The following is a 20850-nucleotide window of genomic DNA, read 5'->3' as shown; positions in this document are numbered from 1 at the left end:
CCTATGATAGACGAGGCGCAAACGGGGCGCGATAATCCCCGCACCTCATCTCGGGAGATGCCAAATGCCAGTGCGCTTGCCGGTACCGCGGGTGACGCGCCGGATGGTCAAGATCCTGGCGTGGGTCGTGGGAGTGGCGCTGGTGCTGGCGGGGCTGGCGGCCTGGCAGGTGCCCAAGGTCGTGCGATCGGCGCTCACCACCGACGTGGCCGCCATGCTCGGCCGAGACGTGAGCGTCGGCGATATCTCCTTCAATCCGTTCACGCTGACTCTGCGGGCGCACGAGCTCGCGGTGAGCCAGCCGCAGGGCGCCGCGCCGCTGCTGCGGATTGGCCTGATCGATGTGAGCGCCGGCTGGCGCTCGGCGATCTTCTTCGCGCCGGTGATCGACCGCATCCGGGTGGTGGATCCCCATGCCGCGCTGGTGCGCGACGACGTCACTCACTTCAATTTTTCCGATATCCAGCAGAAGCTGGAGGCCATGGCCGCCGCCAAGCCGGCCCCGCCACCCGACGCCGACGACGCCCTGCCGCGCTTTTCGCTCAACAACCTGAGCCTCGAGGGCGGGCAGGTCACGCTCGATGACAAGGTTACCGGGCGCACGCACACGATCGACCGCATCAGCCTGGGCGTGCCGTTCGTTTCCACCTTCGGCTACGCCGCCGACATCGATGTGCAGCCCAGGGTGCACATGCGCATCAACGGCAGCGCCTTCGATCTGGATGGCGTCACACGGCCTTTCGACAAAGTCCCGAGCTCCACGCTGAACGTGTCGTTCGTGGGCCTGGAGCTGGACAAGTGGGCCGACATCTGGCCCTTGCCCATGCCGGTCGAGTTGCATCGCGGCCTGCTCGATTCGGCGCTGCAGGTGCGCTTCGAGCAGCCCCGGGATGCCGCGCCGGTGGTGCGGATCGTGGGCGACGTCGGCCTGCGCCAGTTCGATCTGCGCGAAACCTCGGGCGACGCGCTGATGGCCTGGAGCACGCTGGTGCTGCGGCGTATCAGCGCCGAGCCGATCGCGCGCAAGCTTTATGTGGGCGAGGTCGAGCTGTGGTCGCCGCAGGCGCAGACGCGCCGCTACGCCGATCAGCGCATCAACTGGCTCGAGGTCATCAACGATCTGCAGAAGCTGGGCGATCCGCGCACCGAGCCGGCCACCAGGCTGGTGCCCGCCAGCCGGCCCGACGCCGCCGCGCCTGCACCCGCGACCGGCACCGCGCCGCCCGCGGCCACGGCGCCGCCCGCGGCCACGGCGCCGCCGCCCGATCCCTGGCATGTCGTGGTCGACGCGGTCAATCTGCACGATGGCGAGCTGCGGCTGCGCGACGCCGGCAGCGGGCTGGACTATCAGATCACCGGGCTGGGCGCGACGGTCGAAGGCATCGAACTGCCGCAACCGAAAGACCGCCCCATGCTGGTCTGGCTGGCCATGGACAACGCCACCGATGGCGGCTGGCTGCGTGCGAAGGGGCCGCTGGTGTTGCAACCGCTGTCGCTCGACCTGGACCTGCAGCTGGCCAACGTCGCGCTGGCGCCGTTCGCGCCGGCCGTGCGCAGCGTGGCCCCCATCGTGCTGCAGGACGGACGGATGGCGCTGAACGCGCGGTTGCGGCTGGTGCAGCAGGGTCAGGTCAACGTGGTGTCGGCCACGGCGGTGCAGGCGCGGCTGGCGCGTCTCGCCCTGCGCGACGAAAGCATGAAGCCCGCGATCGACATCCGTCTGGGTCAGCTCGACCTCGGCGTGAACCAGCTCTCCCTGGGCCCGCAGCCGGCCAGCTTCACGTTGAACGCGCGCGACATCCAGGGCAAGGGCACGCTGGCGCTCAAGGGCGCGTTCACCACGCAGCCCGTTTCGGTCAAGACGCAGGTCGATCTTGCCGGGCTGGACCTCGCCGCCTTCGCTCCCTATGTGGCCTCGCGCCTCAATGCCACCGTGCGCTCGGTCATCGTCGCGGCGCGTGGCGAGGCCAGCTATGCGGGCAGCGGCCCGTCGCTCGCCGCCACCTGGAACGGCGCGGTCGACGTGACCGACCTCAACCTCGAAGACCGCGTCAACCGCGACGACTTCCTCAAGTGGTCCAGGCTCGGGCTCTCCGGCATGCAGATCGCCATGAAAGGCGGCACGCTGTCGGCCAATCTGGGCGACATCCTGCTCGACGACTTCTACGGCCGCGTCCTGCTCAACGCCGAGGGGCGGCTCAATGTCATGGACCTCGTGGCCGAGCCCGGCGAGGCCGGCGGCTCGATCACGCAAGACACCCAGACGCGCGCGCGAGCAGACGCCAGCGCGGCGGCGGGCGCCATGCCCGACATCTCGCTCAACAGCGTCACGCTCAAGCGTGGCCGCATGACCTTCACCGACCGCTTCATCAAGCCCAACTACACCGCCGAGCTGTCGGCCATCGAGGGCACGGTGTCGGCCGTGTCGTCGCGCCGGCCGCAGCCGGCCCGCGTCAATGTGGGCGGGCGGGTCTACACCACCGCGCCGTTCTCGATCAGCGGCACGGTGCAGCCGTTCGCGCAGTATCTGTCGCTCGACCTGAAGGCGAGTGCGAAGGGCGTGGATCTGCCGCGCTTCACGACCTATTCGGCCAAGTACGTCGGCTATCCGATCAAGCGCGGCAAGCTCTCGATGGACGTGCGTTACGAGATCAAGAACCGGGCGCTCACCGCGAGCAACCGCGTCGTGCTCAATCAGCTCACGTTCGGCGACAAGACCAACAGCCCGGATGCCATCAAAGCGCCGGTGCTGCTGGCCGTGGCCCTGCTGAAAGACAGCCGCGGCAACATCGACATCAACCTGCCTATTTCCGGCTCGCTCGACGATCCGCAGTTCTCGGTCGGCGGCATCATCGTCCGGGTGCTGGTCAATCTGGTGGTCAAGGCGGTCACCTCGCCGTTCACCTTGCTGGCATCGGCCTTCGGCGGCGGCGAAGAGCTGTCTTATGTGGCGTTCGCGCCGGGCAGCGCCGAGCTCACGCCCGAGGGCGCCGAACGCCTGGATACGCTGGCCACCGCGCTGAACGACCGGCCCCAGCTCAAGCTCGACGTCGCGGGCCGCGCCGATCCCGTCACCGACGAGGCCGGCCTGCGCCAGGCCTGGGTCGACCGGCAGATCCGGCTCGCCAAGGCGCGCGCGACCGCGCCGCGCGGCAAGAAGCCCGATCCCGACGGCGTGACCGTGAGCGCCGCCGAGCGCGCCAGGTACCTCGAGGCCGCCTACGACGACACCAAGCTCGAGAACAAGCCGCGCAACTTCATCGGCCTGGCCAAGTCCATCCCGGCCGCCGAAATGGAGGCGCTGCTGCGGCAGGCGGCGCCGGCCGGCCAGGACGAGCTGCGAAAGCTTGCGGACTTGCGGGCGCAGGCGGTATACGAGAAGCTGCAAGCCGCAGGACCCGCCGACCGCGTCTTCATGGTCGAGCCCACGTTCGGCACCGATGGCATCAAAGACGACGGCCCGCCGTCGCGTGTCGATTTCTCGCTGAAGTGACCCCCTCGAGGAGTGCCCCTACATGTCCGGCCCTGATTCCGAATTCGATAGTCTGTTGCCGCCGCTCAAGCTGGACCGGCGCGGCTTCATCGCCACCACGGTGGCCGCGGGCTTCTCGCTGGCCGCCGGCCAGGCCGTTGCACAGACCGCCATCCAGACCGACGCCAAAGGCCTGACGGCCGGCAAGATCGAGATCCCCACCACCGACGGCAAGATCCCGGCCTACCGCGCGGCGCCGGCCGACAAGAAGAACCTCCCCACCTTGCTGGTGGTGTCGGAGATCTTCGGGGTGCACGAATACATCCAGGATGTCTGCCGCCGTCTGGCCCATGCGGGCTATCTGGCCATCGCGCCGGAGCTGTTCGCGCGCCAGGGCGATCCGTCCAAGTACACCGAGATCGCCAAGCTGCGCGCCGAGGTGGTCGACCGCGCGCCCGATGCGCAGGTCATGGCCGACCTCGATGCCACGGCGGCCTGGGCCACCAGCCATGGCGGCGCCGCCGACAAGCTCGGCATCCTGGGCTTTTGCTGGGGCGGCCGCATCACGTGGCTCTATGCGGCGCACCGCGCGGGTCTGAAGGCGGGCGCGGCCTGGTACGGCCAGTTGGGCGGGGCGGCTTCCGAGCTCAAGCCGCGCTCGGTGCTCGAGTCGGTCGACAAGCTGCAGGCGCCCGTGCTGGGCGCATATGGCGGCAAAGACGCCGGCATTCCGCTCGAAGACGTCGACAAAATGCGCGTGGCGCTCGCCAAGGGGCCTGCCGCCGCCCGGGCCTCGCGCATCGACATCTACCCCGACGCACCGCATGCCTTCCACGCCGACTACCGGCCGAGCTACCGCAAGGCCGAGGCCGAGCAGGCCTGGACCCGCATGCTCGACTGGTTCGCCGAGAAGGGCCTGAAGTAAGCCGTGGATCCCCGCGCGGCAGGCCCGGTATCGCCTGGTCTGCCGCGCGACCGCTCAGTCTTTCTTGTCGGGCAAGCCGTCCGTCACCTCGGCGATCGATTGCTTCATGCTGTCATAGCCCATCGTGCGTTCGCGCTGAAAACCGCCCAGCACGCCGGCGCAGCCATCCACGCCGCCCTTGCGCATGTCTTCCATCATGACCTTGCCCTTCGACTGGCCCTGCTGGAAGGCGGCGTCGAAGACCTTGAAGTCGTAACGATATTCTTTGGCGAAGCGCTCGAGGTTCTTGCGCCAGTTGGCTTCCTGCTGCGTCAGGTCGGGGGCCGAGGCGCCGCAGACCCGGGCCGCGCCGTTGCTGGCGCCGGCCGTGTCGACGATCTGTTCGAAAATCAGCTGATCCGAGGGGCCGGCCGCGTGGGCGGGCGCAGCCAGCCAGCCGCTCGCGGCGGTGAGCACGGCGATCATGAATGCACGCATGACAATTCCTCCTGCATGACAGACCCGGCACGAGGCGGGTCGGAACAATGACTGCATTATGGCCAGTCATGCCCCGGCCGCGCCGGATCCCTGCGTTTGGAGTCGTTTCAGACTGTTCGTGTTTCTTTCGGGGCGGGAACAATGCCTGGGGTTTCGGCACTATGATTGAGGGAGACAGGGCCGCCTTCGCGGCCCTGTCTCACAAGCACAATTCACTTTGTCTCGCACGTTCCGTAATTGCTGGAGAACTCCATGACGCTCAAAGTCGGCGATCGGCTGCCCGATGGCACCCTGACCGAATTCATCGAAACCGAAACGCCGGGCTGCCAACTGGGCCCCAACGCTTTCCAGGTCGCAGACCTGGTCCGCGGCAAGAAAATCGCGCTGTTCGCCGTGCCGGGCGCTTTCACCCCGACCTGCTCGGCCAAGCACCTGCCGGGCTATGTGGCCCAGGCCGATGCGCTGCGCGCCAAGGGCGTGGACGAAATCTGGTGCGTGTCCGTGAACGACGCGTTCGTGATGGGCGCCTGGGGCCGCGAGCAGCAGGCGGGCGCCAAGGTCCGCATGCTGGCCGACGGTTCGGCCACCTGGACCCGTGAGCTCGGCCTCGAGCTCGATCTGATCGCCCGCGGCATGGGCGTGCGTTCGCAACGCTACTCGGCCCTGATCGAGGATGGCGTCGTGACGCAACTCAATATCGAAGGTCCCGGCAAGTTCGAAGTGAGCGACGCCGACACGCTGCTGCGCCAGCTGTAAAGGGTTTGTCCGGTCCGGTTCGCCGCACGGCGGACCGGATCGTTACCCGCGTGTGCCCGACAACCCAAAAGCGGTCGCCCGTCCATGATTTCCACGATTTCCGCGTTTTCCTCGTTGTACTTCGCCACGTTGCTGATGTTGATCGGCACGGGCATCTTCAATACCTACATGGGCCTGCGGCTCACGGGGCAGTCCGTCAGCGAAGTCTGGATCGGCGCCCTGATCGCCGCCTACTACCTCGGCCTCGTGTGCGGCGCCCGCATGGGTCACAAGCTCATCATCCGGGTCGGTCATATCCGGGCCTTCGCCGCCTGTGCCGCCATCGCCACCTGCATGATCCTGGCCCAGAGCCTGATCGAATCCATGCCGCTGTGGCTGGCGCTGCGCCTGGTGGCGGGCATCGTGATGGTGACCGAGCTCATGGTCATCGAGAGCTGGCTCAACGAGCAGACCGAAAACCAGCAGCGTGGCCGGGTGTTCTCCGTCTACATGATGGTCTCGGGTCTGGGCACCGTGCTGGGTCAACTGGTCCTCACGGCGTATACCTCGCTGGGCGATGGCCCGCTGATTCTGGTGGCGATGTGTCTCACGCTGTGCCTGGTGCCCATCGCCGTCACCGCGCGCTCTCACCCGCCCACGCCGCTGCCCGCGCCGCTCGACCTGCGCTTCTTCATCAAGCGCGTGCCGCTGTCGCTCACCGTGCTGTTCGTCGCGGGCAATCTGTCGGGCGCGTTCTATGGTCTGGCGCCGGTGTACGCGGCCAAGCTGGGCCTCACCACCTCGCAGGCGGCCATGTTCGTCGCCGCCGGCGTGACGGCGGGGCTGGTGGCGCAGTGGCCCATGGGCTGGTTGTCCGACCGCATCAACCGCGCCGGGCTGATCCGCTTCAACGCCGCCTTGCTGGTGGCGCTGCCGATGTTGATGTGGGGCTGGCTGTCGCTGCCATATTGGTTCCTGCTGGTGCTCTCGGGCATTTTCGGCGTCCTGATGTTCACGCTCTATCCGTTGGGCGCGGCATTCGCCAATGACCACGTGGAGTCGGATCGCCGCGTCGGTCTGAGCGCCGTGCTGCTCATGGTGTATGGCGTGGGCGCCTGCCTGGGCCCGATGGTGGCGGGCGTGCTGATGACCTACGGCGGTCCCGCCATGTACTACATCTTCGTGTCGGCCTGCGCGCTGATTCTGGTGTGGCAAGTGCGTCCGGCGCGTGTCACCGGTGCCCATCAGGCGCACGACGCGCCGGTGCAGTTCGTGCCCATGCCGGACACGCTGCAGAGCTCGCCCGCGTCCGTGGCGCTGGATCCTCGCGTGGATCCGGTGGCCGACGCCGGCATGGAAATGGTGGCGCCGGAGCCTGGCGTGGTGCAGCCGCCCGGGCCGGTCGAAGAGAGCGTGGCGCCGATCGCCGCCTTCGAAAACGTCGAGCCCGCCACGGCGTTCTCGGCGGCCGAGGTGCGCGATTCGCCCGCCGTCGACGAGTCGGCCTCCAACGACGACCTGTCCGCGCCCCAGCATCAGCGCACGGGTAGCTGACGCAGCGACGGCCGGCGCCCGTCACGCACCGTCCCGCCGATCGCCGCTACCGGTCCAACGCCCAAGGGCTGCCTCCTCACGGAGCGCAGCCCTTGTCGCATGCGGGATCCGCTCGGGGATCAGCGCGGCATCATCACCACGATGGCGCCGATGGCCAGCGCCAGTCCGATCAGATTGATCGCCGACAGCTTCTCGCGGAACAGCACCGCGCCCGCGAGCGTGCCCAGGGCGATCACGCCCATGTTCATCGAGGCGAAGACCAGGGCAGGGTGGTCGGGCAGGGTCTGATGCGCACGGATATAGGTGTAGATGTTGGCGAAGTTCATCAGGCCCAGCAGCAGGCCGGCGGCCAGGCTGCGCGCCTGCCAGCGGGTGCGTGCCAGCAACAGATACAGCGTCATCAGCACGCCGGCCAACAGGAAGACCATCAGCAGCGTGCCGGGGAACGCGCTGCCGCTGCGCGCCATGATCTTGAACAGCACGTCGATGGTGCCGTAGCCGGCCCACACGGCCAGCGGCCACATCCAGGCGGCGTGCGGCGGGCCATCGTGCGCCGGCGCATCGGCCGGCCGGCGCAGCACGCAGAAGAGGGCGGCGAAGGCCAGTGCGATGCCGGCCAGCTTCGTCGTCGTGACGGGCTCGCCGAACAGCACGAATGCCGCGAGCAGCGCAATGAAAAGCGAGAGGCGCTGCGCCGCGTCGCTGCGCACGATGCCGGCATACCGCACCGAGCGTGCCATCGCCACGAAGACGCTGGGCATCAGCACGCCCAACGCGCCGAGCAGCAGCAGATTGCCGCCCTGCAGGTTGATGCGCCCCAGATCCGGCTTGAGCAGCGACACGCACAGCACCGCGGCCATGGCGTAGTTGGTGGCGATGGCTTGGCGCACATCGATGTCGTAGCGGCGTGCAAGCTTCAGCAATATCGCCACGGTAACGCTGCACAGCACACTGGCTGCCAGCAAACCCAGACCTGCGTTCATCTTGTCTTGCTCTCCGGATTCAGGCCGGCTGCCGCGTGCGGCATTCCTGGGCCTGGGGTTGTGCTGCAAAGGAAGTGTCGTCGGCGCCCTCGGCCCGCAGGCCCAGGCGCGTCAGCAGCCGCTTGTCTGCCTCCACCTGCGGATTGGCCGTGGTCAACAGCACGTCGCCGTAAAAAATCGAGTTGGCGCCGGCCAGAAAGCACAGGGCCTGTTCGGCGTCGTTCATGGTTTCCCGGCCCGCCGACAGCCGCACGCGGGCGCGCGGCATGGTGATGCGCGCCACCGCGATGGTGCGGATGAACTCGAACGGATCCAGCGGCTCGGTGCCCGCCAGCGGCGTGCCCTCGACCTGCACCAGATTGTTGATCGGCACCGACTCGGGGTAGGGCTCCATGTTCGCGAGCTGGGCGATCAGGCCGGCCCGCTCGCGCCGCGACTCGCCCATGCCCACGATGCCGCCACAGCAGACGTTGAGGCCGGCATCGCGCACGCGCTCGAGCGTGTCCAGGCGATCCTGATAGGTGCGGGTCGAGATGATCCTGCCGTAGAACTCCGGCGAGGTATCGAGATTGTGGTTGTAGTAATCGAGCCCGGCGTCACGCAGCTGTTCGGCCTGACCCTCGGCCAGCATGCCCAGCGTGACGCAGGTTTCCATGCCCAGGTCTTTCACGGCGCGAATCATCTCGGCCACCTGCTCGAGGTGATGCGGTTTGGGGCTGCGCCAGGCCGCGCCCATGCAGAAGCGCTGTGCGCCGTTGGCCTGCGCGGCGCGCGCCGCCGCCACCACGTCGGCCACGGGCATCAGCTTGTCGGCCTCGAGCTCGGTGTCGTGGTGCGCGGACTGCGGACAGTAGGCGCAATCCTCGGGGCATCCGCCGGTCTTGATCGAGAGCAGGCTGGACAGCTGAATCTCGCTGGCGTCGAACTGCTCGCGGTGCACGGTCTGCGCCCGATGCATCAGCTCGGGAAAGGGCAGGCGGAACAGAGCCTCGATCGCGGCCGGCGTCCAGGCGGCGGGCGTGGCGCGCCGCGCTGGCAGGGGAATGGTGACGGTCTGCATGGGGACTCCTGAGACAGGGAAGGGCGGCGCCAAGGCGGTGGGCATCGGCGTCGGCCCGATCGTAGAAATCCCGGCGGCAAACCGCAATCGGGCAATATTGCGCGAATTTGGCGCAAGCTTAGTCGAACTTGGGCGACGTAGGGAGACGTTGCGGCGCGCCCTGCGACAACCCGCCGTCATCTTCGGACAGAGGGCAGGGGGCGGAAAGTTGTTTCTTTGTGTAAATGCGTAGCTTGGCTTCAGGGTGATCGTCGCGGCGTTGCAACTCGTTTCAACTAAACCGCTTGCCTTATCTATCTACTAGTAGGTAATATTCGTTCAACGCTGCAGCAAACAGAACGCGGCAGCCAAGCAAAGCAGTCCGGCAGTCCCCAGAAAGAGAACCACAGCAACACCGGCAGCAGAAGATTCAAGGCATACCGCCTTTTTTATTTACCCGGTTATCTATCTACTAGTAGATAACTCAGAGTTCAAATCTACGAACTGGAGCTTTCTCATGAACACGATCAAGACCCTCGCCGCCGCCATCGCCGTCTCGGCCGCCTTCGCTGGCGCCGCCCAAGCGGGTGAACTGGACTGGCCCCTCGATGCCCCCAACGGCACCAGCCTGACCCGCGCCCAAGTCGTGGCCGATCTGCAAGACGCTCGTGCCCATGGCCTGGTCACCAGCAGCGAACTCGCTTACCCGCCCGTGGCTCAGCAAGCCGCCACGCAAGTGAGCCGCGCCCAGGTCCGTCAGGAGCTGTCCGCCGCGCAAGCCGCCGGTATCGACGCCTCGGGTGAACTGGACTACCCGCCCGTCGCTGGCTGATTCCACACGAAGAACGCAACCCTCTTTTTATTTTCCTGAATACCTATCTATAGATAGATAGCCCTAATCGGAGCCACACCATGAACACCCTCAAGACCCTCGCCGCCGCCATCGCCGTTTCCGCCGCCTTCGTCGGCACCGCCCAAGCCGGCGAGCTGGACTGGCCGCCCGTCGACACCAGCGTGAGCACGCTGTCCCGCGCCGACGTGATCGCCGACCTGCAAGCCGCCAAGGCCCAGGGCCTCGTGACCACGAGCGAACTGGCCTATCCGCCCGTCGCCGCGCAATCGGCCACCCAGCTCACCCGTGAACAAGTGCGCCAGCAACTGTCGGCGGCTGACGCTGCCGGCCTGAACGCCTCCGGCGAACTCGATTACCCGCCCGTCGCCGGCTGAGCCGCGCGGCACCGAAGCCCTCATTCCCGATCACTGCACTGAACCCTCCCGACTCAAGGAACCCATCATGAACACGATCAAGACCCTCGCCGCCGTCATCGCCGTCACCGCCGCTTTCGCAGGCACCGCCCAGGCTGGCGAACTGGATTGGCCCCTCGACGCGCCCAACGCCAGCACCCTGACCCGCGCCCAAGTCGTGGCGGATCTGCAGGACGCCCGCGCTCAAGGCCTCGTGACCAGCAACGAACTGGCTTACCCGCCCGTCGCCCAGCACGCCGACTCGCAAGTGACGCGCGCCCAGGTACGCCAGGAACTATCCGCCGCCCAGGCCGCCGGCCTCGGCATGTCCGGTGAGCTCGACTACCCGCCCGTGGCCGGCTGAGCCGTCCCCTTTTCCAACCAGGAGTCCACCATGAAAACCCTCAGTGTTCTCGCCGCCGGCCTCATCACCTCGCTCGCGTTCCTGGGTTCGGCCCAGGCTGGCGAACTCGACTGGCCGCCCGCCGATACCAGCACCAGCACGGTGACCCGTGCCCAGGTCCAGGCCGAGCTGCATGCCGCCCGCGCCTTGGGGCAGCTGGCGTCCGGCGAGCAGGAGTATCCGATCACGGCATATGCCGACGCGAGCGCAGTCAGCCGCGATCAGGTTCAGTCCGCACTGCTGGCCGCGCGCCAGGCAGGTCAGACCGCGGCCGGGGAGCTCGACTACCCGCCCGTGGCCGGCTGAGCCGGACGGCCTATGTGTCGCCAAGAAACCCGCGCGCCCCGCGACGTCGGATGACGCCGTGCAGGCTGCGCGCGGGTCCAGGGATGCCCGACACAGGCTGGTTTCCCCTCGATGCATCCCGATCTATGTGTAGGTAAAATTCAGCCATGGATACGCAAACCCCGACCAACACGCGCGACCAACTGCTGTCGCACGCGCAAAAACTGATCCGCACGCGTGGTTGCAATGGTTTCAGCTATCGCGACCTGGCTGATCACGTGGGCGTCAAGACGTCCAGCATCCACTACTACTTCCCGTGCAAAGACGACCTCCTGTACGAGGCGGTCGAGTCGTACAGCACCCGCGCGCTGGCCGCGCTGCGCGCCATCGACACCACGCTGCCCGCGCAAGAGCAGCTCGATGCCTATCTGCACCTGCTCGAGACGCAGGCCTGTGGCGACGGCGATGAGCTCTGCCTGGGCGGCATGCTGGCCGCCGAGGTGATGTCGCTGCCCGAGAAGGTCCGCCTGGCCCTGCAAGGCTTCTTCAACGCGCACGAGAGCTGGCTGGCGCGGGTGCTGCGCGAAGGCGCGGCACAAGGCACGCTGAAGTTCTCCGGATCGCCCGAGGTCACGGCGCGCGCGCTGTTCTCCACGGTGCAGGGCTGCCTGATCAGCTCGCGGCTGTTTCACGAGCCGCCCCGGCTGTGCCAGGCCGTCGGTGCCATGTACGTCGAGTGCGACGGCGGCAAGGCCGCAACGTCTTGAGGTGATCGCACCAGCGGCGCGCCATCCTGAAAGGGATGGCGCCGCGCGTGGCGACATCGATCTCGTGCAGTTGGTTGCGCGCGCAACTCATCGCGTGCCCGGCAGACCCCGCGCCGTCGTATCCGGCCATTGCGCAAAATCTGCGCAGTGCGCATACGCAAATCAAAAAAATTCGATGGTCGCGTGCACGCTTTTAAAAAATGGTGCATAATTCGGCCCCGTTCGACGAAACGCGAATTTGAAGCGACGGCAAGCAGCAACACACAGGGCACGCCCTGCGATGCGGCAGCAAGCCAGAGCAACGAAATCGGGATCGTGGGGGTATAGCTCAGCTGGGAGAGCGCTTGCATGGCATGCAAGAGGTCAGCGGTTCGATCCCGCTTACCTCCACCACTTCAACGAACGCAGCAAGTGCAGTAAAAAGTAGTACGGCAAGTCCAAGTCCCCTTCGTCTAGAGGCCTAGGACATCACCCTTTCACGGTGAGTACAGGGGTTCGAATCCCCTAGGGGACGCCAGCTTTGCATACGCAGAGATCTGGCTCGGTTGTAGCAATACACCGCTGCGGAGCGGTAGTTCAGTTGGTTAGAATACCGGCCTGTCACGCCGGGGGTCGCGGGTTCGAGCCCCGTCCGCTCCGCCACCATCGCTCGAGAAAGCCGCAACTTCGGTTGCGGCTTTTTCTTTTTGTGCTTCCGATCCGTGCTCCGACGTGGCCGCAACCTGTGTTGCGGCTTTTTGTCGTCTGTCGTGATCGCTCCGTGTCATCGCGCGGCCGCGGTGTTGCGCGTCGCGTCACCGCACATCGTGCCTGCGCACGACCGCACGACCGCGCGGCCGCACGATCGTACGAGCGCACGCGTCGCGCATGCGCGCCAGTCATTTGCGCGCCGCATGTTTGGCGGGCGGCGTGGGTCGTGAGCATGCTCGGACGCCATGTGCGCACTGCCGGTGCACCCGTGAACGCCCTGGGCTGTCTGAGCGCTTGTCAGCGCGCTTCTGGGCGGCGGGGCAGGGTGGTGGAGGGCCGGCCTGTCGTTGTGTCGTCTACGAGGCTCTGCGCGCCTCTGTGCGCGTCATCGGCGTGAAGATGTCGTGCCGGTGTCCTGCCTGTGCGGAACCGCCGGATGCCGTGCGCGGGCGGCACCAAAACAGCGGCACTTCCAGCAGCACAACAGCAGCACAACAGCAGCACAACAGCAGCACAACAGCAGCACAACAGCAGAAGCACAACAGCAGAAGCACAACAGCAGAAGCACAACTGCAGAAGCACAACTGCAGAAGCACGGCAGCGGAAGCGCGCGACAGATACATGGCAGCAGCACGCGGCAGAAGCAGCAGCAAGAGCGCCGTCCGCATTCGAAGCGGGCACAAAAAAGCCGCGACAAGGTCGCGGCCACTTCGAAGCAATCACAAGCGCAAAAAGAAAAAGCCGCAACGTGAGTTGCGGCTTTCTCAAGCGATTTTGGCGGAGCGGACGGGGCTCGAACCCGCGACCCCCGGCGTGACAGGCCGGTATTCTAACCAACTGAACTACCGCTCCGCAGCGGTGTATTACTACAACCGAGCCAGATCTCTGCAAAACAGAGCTGGCGTCCCCTAGGGGATTCGAACCCCTGTACTCACCGTGAAAGGGTGATGTCCTAGGCCTCTAGACGAAGGGGACTTGGACCAAACAGTGTACTGCTTCGTATTGCTACGTCTTCGCTTAGGTGGTGGAGGTAAGCGGGATCGAACCGCTGACCTCTTGCATGCCATGCAAGCGCTCTCCCAGCTGAGCTATACCCCCATATTCCCGACATCAACGACGTTTGCAGTGTCACCTGCTCACATCACTTTGCTGTCCGGCGCGTCGTAAAACTCGGTGAAAACTGCGATGTTGCTGCGGCTTTCGCTTCGTTTTGTTTCGCGTCGCTGGCGAAGAAACGAGATTATGCACAAGTTTTTAGGTGTGTGCAAGTCAGGGTGAAAAAAAACTGAAAAAAAGTGGCGCGGTACAGTTATTGCTCCGTTGCGAGGGCTGCGCGCGCGCCTTACGTGGGGCCGCGAGCGAGTCGCTGCGCAATCAAAGACAGCAACGTAAGTCATTGACGTAAAGACGGAATCTGCTCCCCGCCGCCAACGGTGCGCGGGGCAGGGCGCCGAAGGAAGCGGGCAGGAGGAGAGTCGGGTGGCGAGTACCGGATTTATCACGCGTGCGCTGGGGCGCACCGACATGCGCATCACGCGAGTGGGATTTGGCGCCTGGGCGATCGGCGGCGGCGATTGGGCCGTGGGCTGGGGCGCGCAGGACGACGCGGCGTCGATACGCGCGATACGCCACGCGGTGGAGCGGGGCATCAACTGGATCGATACGGCCGCCGTGTACGGCCTCGGGCATTCCGAGGCGCTCGTACGCGAGGCCCTCGCGCCTTTGGGCAGCGAAGAGCGGCCCTACATCTTCACCAAAGGCGGGCTGACCTGGTCGGCGAAAGACCGCATGGCCAACCCGCGGCGCACCGGCGCGCCCGACAGTCTGCGGCGCGAGCTCGAGCAGTCGTTGCGGCGCCTGGGTGTCGAGTGCATCGATCTCTATCAGATGCACTGGCCCGCGGGCGACGGCACGCCGCTGGAGCTCTACTGGCAGACGCTGCTGGATTTCAAGCGCGAGGGCAAGGTGCGCGCGATCGGCCTTTCCAATCACGGCTTGGCCGCGCTGCAGGATGCCGAGGCCATCGGCCACGTGGACACCTTGCAGCCGCCGTTCTCCGCGATCCGGCGCGACGCGGCAAACGATCTGCTGCCGTGGTGCGAAGCGCACGACACCGGCGTGATCGTTTACAGCCCCATGCAATCGGGGTTGCTGTCGGGCCGCTTCGACGCGGCGCGTGCCGCGCAGCTCGGCGCCGACGATTGGCGCTCGCGCAATGCCGAGTTCGCCGCGCCCCAGTTGAACCGCAATCTGGCGCTGGCCGAGGCGCTCAAGCCGGTGGCCGAACGCCATGGCGCGACCGTGGCCGCGGTTGCGGTGGCCTGGACGCTGGCCTGGCCCGGCGTGACCGGCGCGATCGTCGGCGCGCGCAGCGCGGCCCAGGTCGACGGCTGGCTGGGCGCCGCCACGCTTGAGCTGGATCGCGACGATATGGAAGAGATTGCGGACGCCATCGCGCTGAGCGGCGCGGGCACGGGCCCCGCGCTGCCCCAGGAAGACGGCGAGCTGCCTAAAAATCTGCTGGGCTGATCGGCCCCGCCGCGCGTTGCGCGCACGGGGCGAGCCTGCCGGCGCGTTGCCGGCAGGGGCGATCAGGGACGGCGATTGTAGCGGCCGCGGCCGGCCGCCGCGATCAGCACCAGGCCGATCAGTGCCAGCGCGAGCTTGTCGTCCCAGCGCGCATAGGGCGTGAGGCCGGTCATGCCCTGTACCGACACCGGCAGCACGCCGGGTTGATGGGCCGGCAGTTGGGCCGCGACGTGCCCGCGCGCGTCGATTGCCGCGGTCAGGCCGGTGTTGGTGGCCGTGAGCATGGGACGCGCGGTCTCGATGGTGCGCAGGCGGCCGATCTGCATGTGCTGGCGCAAGGCCCACGTGTCACCGAACCAGCCGAGATTGCTCACGTTGACGAGAATCGTGGCGCCAGGCTGGCCGTCCGGGCCCGGCAGAAGCGCGGGCAGGAGCTCGGGACCGAACAGATCTTCGTAGCAGATGTTGAACGCGATGTGCTGGCCAGCCACGGCAAAGGGCTTCTGGCGCGGCGGACCGCTGTCGAAATCGCCGAGCGGGATGTCGAGCATTTCGACGAACCAGCGGAACCCCGGCGGCACGTATTCGCCCCAGGGCACCAGATGCTGCTTGTCGTAGCGCATCGCGGTGGTGCCGGTGGCCAACTGCGCAACCGGCGTGTTGGCATCGAAGCCCAGCACGCTGTTGGTGTAGCTGGGGCTGCCGTCGGCGCGCCGCGTGTGCAGCGGCACGCCCATCGCGATGGTGGCCTGCTGGCGCGCGGCGACCTCGCGCCAGGCTTCCCAGATGCGGGGATCGAGCTGATCCTGAAACACCGGCAGCACGGTCTCGGGCAGGATGATGAGCTGCGGCGCGGGCACGCCCGCCGCGGCGGGGAGCGCCGCGAGTTCGAGATGGCGCAGCAGGCCTTGCTGCAGCAGCGCCGGCTCGAACTTCTGCGACTGCTCGACATTGCCTTGCACCAGCCGCACCGACACCGGCTCGCCGGTGGGGCGCGACCAGTTGATCAGGCCGAGCAGCCAGCCTGCCAGCACGAACACCATTGCCACGCCGAACGCCAGCCCGTGACGCGCATCGAAGCGCTCGGCGCCCTCAGAGCCTTCGGCCACGTCGGCATGCTCCGCGCGCCAGAGGCCCGCCAGCGCGGCCGCCGCGAACGCGGCGAACAGCGCCATGCCGTGCACGCCCAGGATCGGCGCCCAGCCGGCGAGCGGGCCGTCGACGTGGGCATAGCCGATGTTGAGCCACGGAAAGCCGGTCCAGAGGGTGGCGCGCACCCACTCGAAGAACGCCCAGCAGGCGCCCCAGGTGGCGGCCGCCCACAGGGCCTGACGGGCGCGCAGCGCGACGCCGTCGAGCACGCGCGGCGGACACAGCCAGCGCGCCGCGGCGCAGGCCATGCCCGGAAAGATGGCCAGAAACAGCGAAAGCGCCAGCACGCCGCCCACGGCGAGCGGGACGGCCATGCCGCCGTAGCGGTGCATGCTGACGAACAGCCAGTACAGGCCCAGGCTGAAACTGAACGACGAGAACCACCAGCCGCGCGCGAACGCCGCGCGCAAGGTGGGCGCGCGCAGCGTGGCGTGCGCCGCGACGGCGAGGGTCAGGATTTGAATCAGTGCCAGCGACCAGGCCGGCAGCGGCCCGGGCGCGAAGGTGAGCGCATGCAGCGCACCCGCGGCGCCCAGCAGGGCGGCGCCCCGCAGCGTGCCGGCCGAGGGCCGGCGCAACCAGGGGCGGCGCGTCATGCCGCGCTATCGGTGGCGCTGTCGCGGTAGACCCGCAGCCACAGGGCGCGGCGCGGATCGGCGCGAATGACCTCGATCTTCAGGCCATCGAACTCGGCGTGGTCGCCGCGGCGCGGGATCCGGCCGAGCTTGCCGCCCAGCCAGCCGCCGACGCTGTCGTACTCGTCGTCGGGCAGGGTGGTGCCGAAGGTTTCGTTGAAGTGGCTGATCTCGGTGGACGCCAGCAGACGCCACTGATTGTCGCCCTCGGGGAAGATAGATTCTTCTTCTTCCTCGTCGAACTCGTCTTCGATGTCGCCGACGATCTGCTCCAGCACGTCTTCCATGGTGACGAGGCCGGAGATGCCGCCGTGCTCGTCGATGACGATGGCGATGTGATTGCGGCTCGCGCGGAACTCATGCAGCAGCACGTTGAGCCGCTTGACCTCGGGGATGAACACGGCGGGGCGGATCAGCGAGCGCACTTCGAGCTCGGGATCCTGCATCACGCGCAGCAGATCCTTGGCCAACAGGATGCCGAGGATGTTGTCGCGGTCGTTTTCGTAGACGGGGAAGCGTGAGTGAGCCGTTTCGACGACGGTGGCCAGCAGTTGCGGCAGGGGCACGCCGACGTCGAGCAGGTCCATGCGGGAGCGCGGCACCATGATGTCGGCGACGGTGCGCTCGGACACGGCCAGCGCACCCTTGAGCATGGTGTACGACTCGACGTCCAGGAGAGCGCGCTCGTGCGCGGCGTCGAGCACCGCTTTGATGCCTTCGCGGTCTTCGGGCTCACGCCGGACCAGCCTGAGCAGGCGGTCGAGCAGGGATTTGGTGGGTTTGGAGGAGCGAGCGCGGGGCGCTTCGGCAGCAGGATAAGGGTCGGACATCGTCCAGATGGACTCGTTGCTAAAAGATCAGCATAACCCAAGTTGCAGACATAGTTGTAACGACGACGCGATCTGCCCCCGAACATGCCCGCAACGGCGCCGATCCGGCGGTGCCTGGACGCGATCCGCCGAACCGGTCCGTCCCCGGCCGGGCGGCCTTAGTCTTCGATGACGTAGGGGTCGGTGATGCCCATGCGCGCGAGGATCTGCGCCTCGAGCGTTTCCATGCGGCGGGCGTCGCGGGCCTTGAGGTGGTCGTAGCCCAGCGCGTGCAGCACGCCATGAATGGTGAGGTGCGCGGCGCGGTCGGTGAAGGCTTTTTTCTGCTCGCGCGCCTCGCGGGCCAGCACCGGCACGCAGATCACGATGTCACCGCGGGCGACGCCCAGCGGATCGACCCCGTATTCGAAGGTGAGCACGTTGGTCGCGTAGTCACGTCCGCGGAAATCGCGATTCAGACGCTTGCCCTCGGCCTGGCCGACCAGGCGGATCGAGAGCTCGGCGGCGTCGAAGGCGGTCAGGCCATCGGCCTGGGCGCCTTCGAGAGCGTAGCCCGCCCAGCGCCGCACACGGTGGCGCGCCAGACGGGGTTCGGCCACGGCGTACTGCACCGACAGGGAAAGCGTCGCGCTCATGGCCGGCCGTCTTCCTGTTCCGCCTTGTCGTAGGCGTCGACGATGCGCGCCACCAGCGGATGGCGCACCACGTCGCGGCTCGTGAAGCGCGTCATGGCGATGCCCTGCACGTCGTCGAGCACCTGCACGGCGTGCGCCAGCCCGCTCTGCTGGCCGCGCGGCAGGTCGACCTGCGAGGGGTCGCCCGTGATCACCGCCTTGCTGCCGAAGCCGATGCGGGTGAGGAACATCTTCATCTGCTCGGGCGTGGTGTTCTGCGCCTCGTCGAGGATGACGAAGGAGTGGTTCAGCGTGCGGCCGCGCATGTACGCCAGCGGGGCGATCTCGATGCTCTGCTTCTCGAACAGACGCTGCACGCGCTCGAAGCCCATCAGGTCGTAGAGCGCGTCGTAGAGCGGGCGCAGATAGGGGTCGACCTTTTGTGCCAGGTCGCCGGGCAGAAAGCCCAGGCGCTCGCCGGCCTCGACCGCCGGGCGCGTCAGCACCAGGCGCTGCACCGTGTCGCGCTCCATGGCGTCGATCGCGCAGGCGACGGCGAGCCAGGTCTTGCCGGTGCCGGCCGGGCCGACGCCGAACGTGATGTCGTGCTTGAGGATGTTGTTGAGGTAATCGCGCTGGCGCGGGGTGCGCGGGCGCAGATCGGTGCGGCGGGTGCGCAGCAGCACGCCGTTGCTTTCGTCGTCGACCGGCGGCAGCGGATCGAGCGCGCGCGGGTCGGCCGCGCGTTGCTCGGGGGCGGGCTCTTCCTGGCGACCCACGCCGATCTCCACCAGCCCGAGCTGGATGTCGTCCACGCTCAGGGCGCGGTGCGTGGCCTGCTCGTAGAAGCGGCGCAGCGCGCGGCCGGCCAGCTCGGCGCGTTCGCCTTCGATCGTGACGCGCGCGCCCCGCCGATTGAGCGTGACGCCCATGCCGTCGGCGAGCTGACGCAGATTCTCGTCGAGCGGGCCGCACAGGTTGGACAGATGGATGTTGTCGCCGTCGAGGGTGACGACGACCGGCATGCCGCGCCGGCTCTTGCTGCGGGGTTGACTCATGCGGCTCCCTGGAGATGGGGTTGCGTGGCCGAGAGGCGGCCGCGCAGCGAATTGGTATGGGCGTGCGTGATATCGACGTCGACCATGCGGCCGATCAGCGAGATCGGGCCGGGGAAGTTGACGATGCGGTTGTTCTCGGTGCGCGCCATCAGCTCATTGACGTCGCGGCGCGAGGTGCCTTCGATCAGCACGCGCTGCGTGGTGCCGACCATGGCTTGCGCGATGGCGGCGGCTTGTTCGTTGATCAGGGCCTGCAGGCGTTGCAGGCGCTTGAGCTTGACGTCTGCCGGGGTGTCGTCGGTCAGGTCGGCCGCCGGCGTACCGGGACGGCGCGAGTACACGAAGGAGAACGAGGTGTCGAAGCCGACGTCGGCGATCAGCTTCATCGTCTTTTCGAAGTCTTCTTCGGTCTCCCCCGGGAAACCGACGATGAAGTCGGACGACAGGGTGAGGTTGGGGCGGGCGGCGCGCAGCTTGCGCACCACCGATTTGAACTCGAGCGCCGTGTAGCCGCGCTTCATGGCGGCCAGCACGCGGTCGCTGCCGGCCTGCACGGGCAGGTGCAGGAACGACACCAGCTTGGGCAGACGCGCATAGGCGTCGACCATGCGTTGGGTCATTTCCTTGGGGTGCGAGGTCGTGTAGCGGATGCGTTCGATGCCGGGGATCTCGTGGACGTATTCGAGGAGCATGGCGAAATCGGCGATCTCGTCGGTGTCGCCCATGCGGCCACGATAGGCGTTGACGTTCTGGCCCAGCAGCGTCACTTCCTTCACGCCCTGGTCGGCCAGGTCGGCCACTTCGATCAGCACGTCGTCGAACGGCCGCGAGACCTCGTCGCCCCGGGTATACGGCACGACGCAGAAGCTACAGTATTTGCTACAGCCTTCCATGATCGAGACGAACGCGGTCGCGCCTTCGACGCGCGGCGGCGGCATGGCGTCGAACTTTTCGATCTCGGGAAAGCTGATGTCGACCTGCGAGCGGCCTTCGCTGCGGCGGCGCCGGATCAGTTCGGGCAAACGGTGCAGCGTCTGCGGGCCGAACACCACGTCGACGTAGGGGGCACGCTTGACGATGGCCTCGCCTTCCTGGCTGGCGACGCAGCCGCCCACGCCGATCACCAGATTGGGATTCAGGCGCTTGAGATGCTGGACGCGGCCCAGGTCAGAAAACACCTTTTCCTGCGCCTTTTCGCGCACCGAACAGGTGTTGAACAGGATCACATCCGCTTCTTCGGGATTGTCGGTGACTTCCAGGCCCTGGTCGGCACGCAGGACGTCGACCATCTTGTCGGAGTCGTACTCGTTCATCTGGCAGCCGAAGGTGCGGATGAAGAGCTTGCGGGCGCCGGCGGGGATATGCAGCGGCGTGGCCTGGTCAGCGGCCGGGGTGGAGGGGGCAGGCGAGGGGGCGGCGGCGGAGCCGTCGCGTTTCAGGGTCGTTTCTTGCATGGC

The 20850-nt window shown here is 67.2% G+C and carries 19 protein-coding genes and 6 tRNA genes; 14 read left to right on the top strand and 11 right to left on the bottom strand.

What is annotated here, in order from left to right; all coding sequences use genetic code 11:
• Positions 1-64: 64 nt before the first annotated feature.
• Positions 65-3493, top strand: a complete 3429-nt coding sequence (locus CAL25_RS20765; RefSeq protein WP_094803531.1) for a DUF748 domain-containing protein — start codon at positions 65-67, stop codon at positions 3491-3493.
• A gap of 22 nt (positions 3494-3515) precedes the next feature.
• The gene (locus CAL25_RS20760) at positions 3516-4397 is read left to right on the top strand and encodes a dienelactone hydrolase family protein (RefSeq protein ID WP_094803529.1); all 882 of its coding nucleotides are present in this window, start codon (positions 3516-3518) and stop codon (positions 4395-4397) included.
• Between the two features lie 54 nt (positions 4398-4451).
• Here CAL25_RS20760 and CAL25_RS20755 read toward each other — a convergent pair whose 3' ends face one another.
• The gene (locus tag CAL25_RS20755; RefSeq protein ID WP_249279188.1) at positions 4452-4874 is read right to left on the bottom strand and encodes a hypothetical protein; all 423 of its coding nucleotides are present in this window, start codon (positions 4872-4874) and stop codon (positions 4452-4454) included.
• Positions 4875-5126: 252 nt separating this feature from the next.
• On the opposite strand from CAL25_RS20755, the gene CAL25_RS20750 reads away from it, so the two are divergent.
• Both CAL25_RS20750 and CAL25_RS20745 read left to right on the top strand, forming a co-directional pair.
• On the top strand, positions 5127-5630 hold the full coding sequence (locus CAL25_RS20750; protein WP_094803527.1) for a peroxiredoxin: 504 nt from the start codon (positions 5127-5129) through the stop codon (positions 5628-5630).
• Between the two features lie 84 nt (positions 5631-5714).
• The gene (locus tag CAL25_RS20745; RefSeq protein ID WP_094803526.1) at positions 5715-7163 is read left to right on the top strand and encodes an MFS transporter; all 1449 of its coding nucleotides are present in this window, start codon (positions 5715-5717) and stop codon (positions 7161-7163) included.
• A 119-nt stretch (positions 7164-7282) separates the two neighbouring features.
• Here the strand turns inward: CAL25_RS20745 and CAL25_RS20740 are convergent, their stop codons facing one another.
• On the bottom strand, positions 7283-8146 hold the full coding sequence (locus CAL25_RS20740; protein ID WP_094803524.1) for a DMT family transporter: 864 nt from the start codon (positions 8144-8146) through the stop codon (positions 7283-7285).
• A 19-nt stretch (positions 8147-8165) separates the two neighbouring features.
• On the bottom strand, positions 8166-9206 hold the full coding sequence (gene bioB / locus CAL25_RS20735) for a biotin synthase BioB (protein WP_094803522.1): 1041 nt from the start codon (positions 9204-9206) through the stop codon (positions 8166-8168).
• Positions 9207-9702: 496 nt separating this feature from the next.
• Here bioB and CAL25_RS20730 point away from each other — a divergent pair, with 496 nt between their 5' ends.
• From CAL25_RS20730 to CAL25_RS24125, 9 genes are all read left to right on the top strand, one after another.
• Positions 9703-10017, top strand: coding sequence for a DUF4148 domain-containing protein (locus tag CAL25_RS20730; RefSeq protein ID WP_432759256.1), 315 nt, complete (start codon positions 9703-9705; stop codon positions 10015-10017).
• Positions 10018-10097: 80 nt separating this feature from the next.
• Entirely contained in the window at positions 10098-10412 is a 315-nt protein-coding gene (locus tag CAL25_RS20725) for a DUF4148 domain-containing protein (RefSeq protein WP_094803520.1), read from the top strand.
• A 67-nt stretch (positions 10413-10479) separates the two neighbouring features.
• A complete protein-coding gene (locus CAL25_RS20720) occupies positions 10480-10794 on the top strand; it encodes a DUF4148 domain-containing protein (RefSeq protein ID WP_432759255.1) in 315 nt (104 codons plus the stop codon).
• A 30-nt stretch (positions 10795-10824) separates the two neighbouring features.
• Entirely contained in the window at positions 10825-11139 is a 315-nt protein-coding gene (locus tag CAL25_RS20715; protein WP_094803518.1) for a DUF4148 domain-containing protein, read from the top strand.
• Between the two features lie 146 nt (positions 11140-11285).
• Positions 11286-11885 (top strand): TetR/AcrR family transcriptional regulator, encoded by a 600-nt coding sequence (locus CAL25_RS20710; protein WP_094803516.1) that lies wholly within the window; start codon positions 11286-11288, stop codon positions 11883-11885.
• Positions 11886-12202: 317 nt separating this feature from the next.
• Positions 12203-12278: transfer RNA gene (locus tag CAL25_RS20705), tRNA-Ala, on the top strand.
• A 48-nt stretch (positions 12279-12326) separates the two neighbouring features.
• Positions 12327-12402 (top strand) — tRNA-Glu (locus CAL25_RS20700).
• Between the two features lie 48 nt (positions 12403-12450).
• A tRNA-Asp gene (locus CAL25_RS20695) sits at positions 12451-12527 on the top strand.
• A gap of 452 nt (positions 12528-12979) precedes the next feature.
• Positions 12980-13327 (top strand): hypothetical protein, encoded by a 348-nt coding sequence (locus CAL25_RS24125; RefSeq protein WP_141217965.1) that lies wholly within the window; start codon positions 12980-12982, stop codon positions 13325-13327.
• Between the two features lie 23 nt (positions 13328-13350).
• On the opposite strand, the gene CAL25_RS20690 is transcribed toward CAL25_RS24125, so the two are convergent.
• The 3 genes from CAL25_RS20690 to CAL25_RS20680 form a co-directional block, all read right to left on the bottom strand.
• Positions 13351-13427, bottom strand: a tRNA-Asp gene (locus CAL25_RS20690).
• Positions 13428-13474: 47 nt separating this feature from the next.
• Positions 13475-13550, bottom strand: a tRNA-Glu gene (locus CAL25_RS20685).
• 47 nt (positions 13551-13597) lie between these two features.
• Positions 13598-13673: transfer RNA gene (locus CAL25_RS20680), tRNA-Ala, on the bottom strand.
• 426 nt (positions 13674-14099) lie between these two features.
• Between CAL25_RS20680 and CAL25_RS20675 the strand changes: the two genes are divergently transcribed.
• Positions 14100-15104, top strand: a complete 1005-nt coding sequence (locus CAL25_RS20675) for an aldo/keto reductase (protein ID WP_094803913.1) — start codon at positions 14100-14102, stop codon at positions 15102-15104.
• Between the two features lie 62 nt (positions 15105-15166).
• Here the strand turns inward: CAL25_RS20675 and lnt are convergent, their stop codons facing one another.
• The 5 genes from lnt to miaB form a co-directional block, all read right to left on the bottom strand.
• Positions 15167-16852, bottom strand: a complete 1686-nt coding sequence (gene lnt, locus CAL25_RS20670; protein ID WP_094803514.1) for an apolipoprotein N-acyltransferase — start codon at positions 16850-16852, stop codon at positions 15167-15169.
• Positions 16849-17721, bottom strand: coding sequence for an HlyC/CorC family transporter (locus CAL25_RS20665; RefSeq protein WP_094803512.1), 873 nt, complete (start codon positions 17719-17721; stop codon positions 16849-16851). Before CAL25_RS20665 ends, lnt begins: the two co-directional genes overlap by 4 nt.
• A gap of 158 nt (positions 17722-17879) precedes the next feature.
• Positions 17880-18356 (bottom strand): rRNA maturation RNase YbeY, encoded by a 477-nt coding sequence (gene ybeY, locus CAL25_RS20660; RefSeq protein WP_094803510.1) that lies wholly within the window; start codon positions 18354-18356, stop codon positions 17880-17882.
• Positions 18353-19393 (bottom strand): PhoH family protein, encoded by a 1041-nt coding sequence (locus CAL25_RS20655; RefSeq protein ID WP_094803509.1) that lies wholly within the window; start codon positions 19391-19393, stop codon positions 18353-18355. The genes ybeY and CAL25_RS20655 overlap by 4 nt, the downstream gene beginning before the upstream one ends.
• Positions 19390-20847 carry a tRNA (N6-isopentenyl adenosine(37)-C2)-methylthiotransferase MiaB gene (miaB, locus tag CAL25_RS20650; RefSeq protein WP_094803507.1) on the bottom strand — a complete coding sequence of 486 codons (1458 nt, stop codon included), beginning with the start codon at positions 20845-20847 and terminating at the stop codon, positions 19390-19392. The genes CAL25_RS20655 and miaB overlap by 4 nt, the downstream gene beginning before the upstream one ends.
• Positions 20848-20850: the final 3 nt, after the last annotated feature.

Origin of the sequence: Bordetella genomosp. 5, assembly GCF_002261315.1 — a bacterium.
Lineage (GTDB): Bacteria > Pseudomonadota > Gammaproteobacteria > Burkholderiales > Burkholderiaceae_B > Bordetella.
This window is presented reverse-complemented; position numbering and strand designations above follow the sequence as displayed.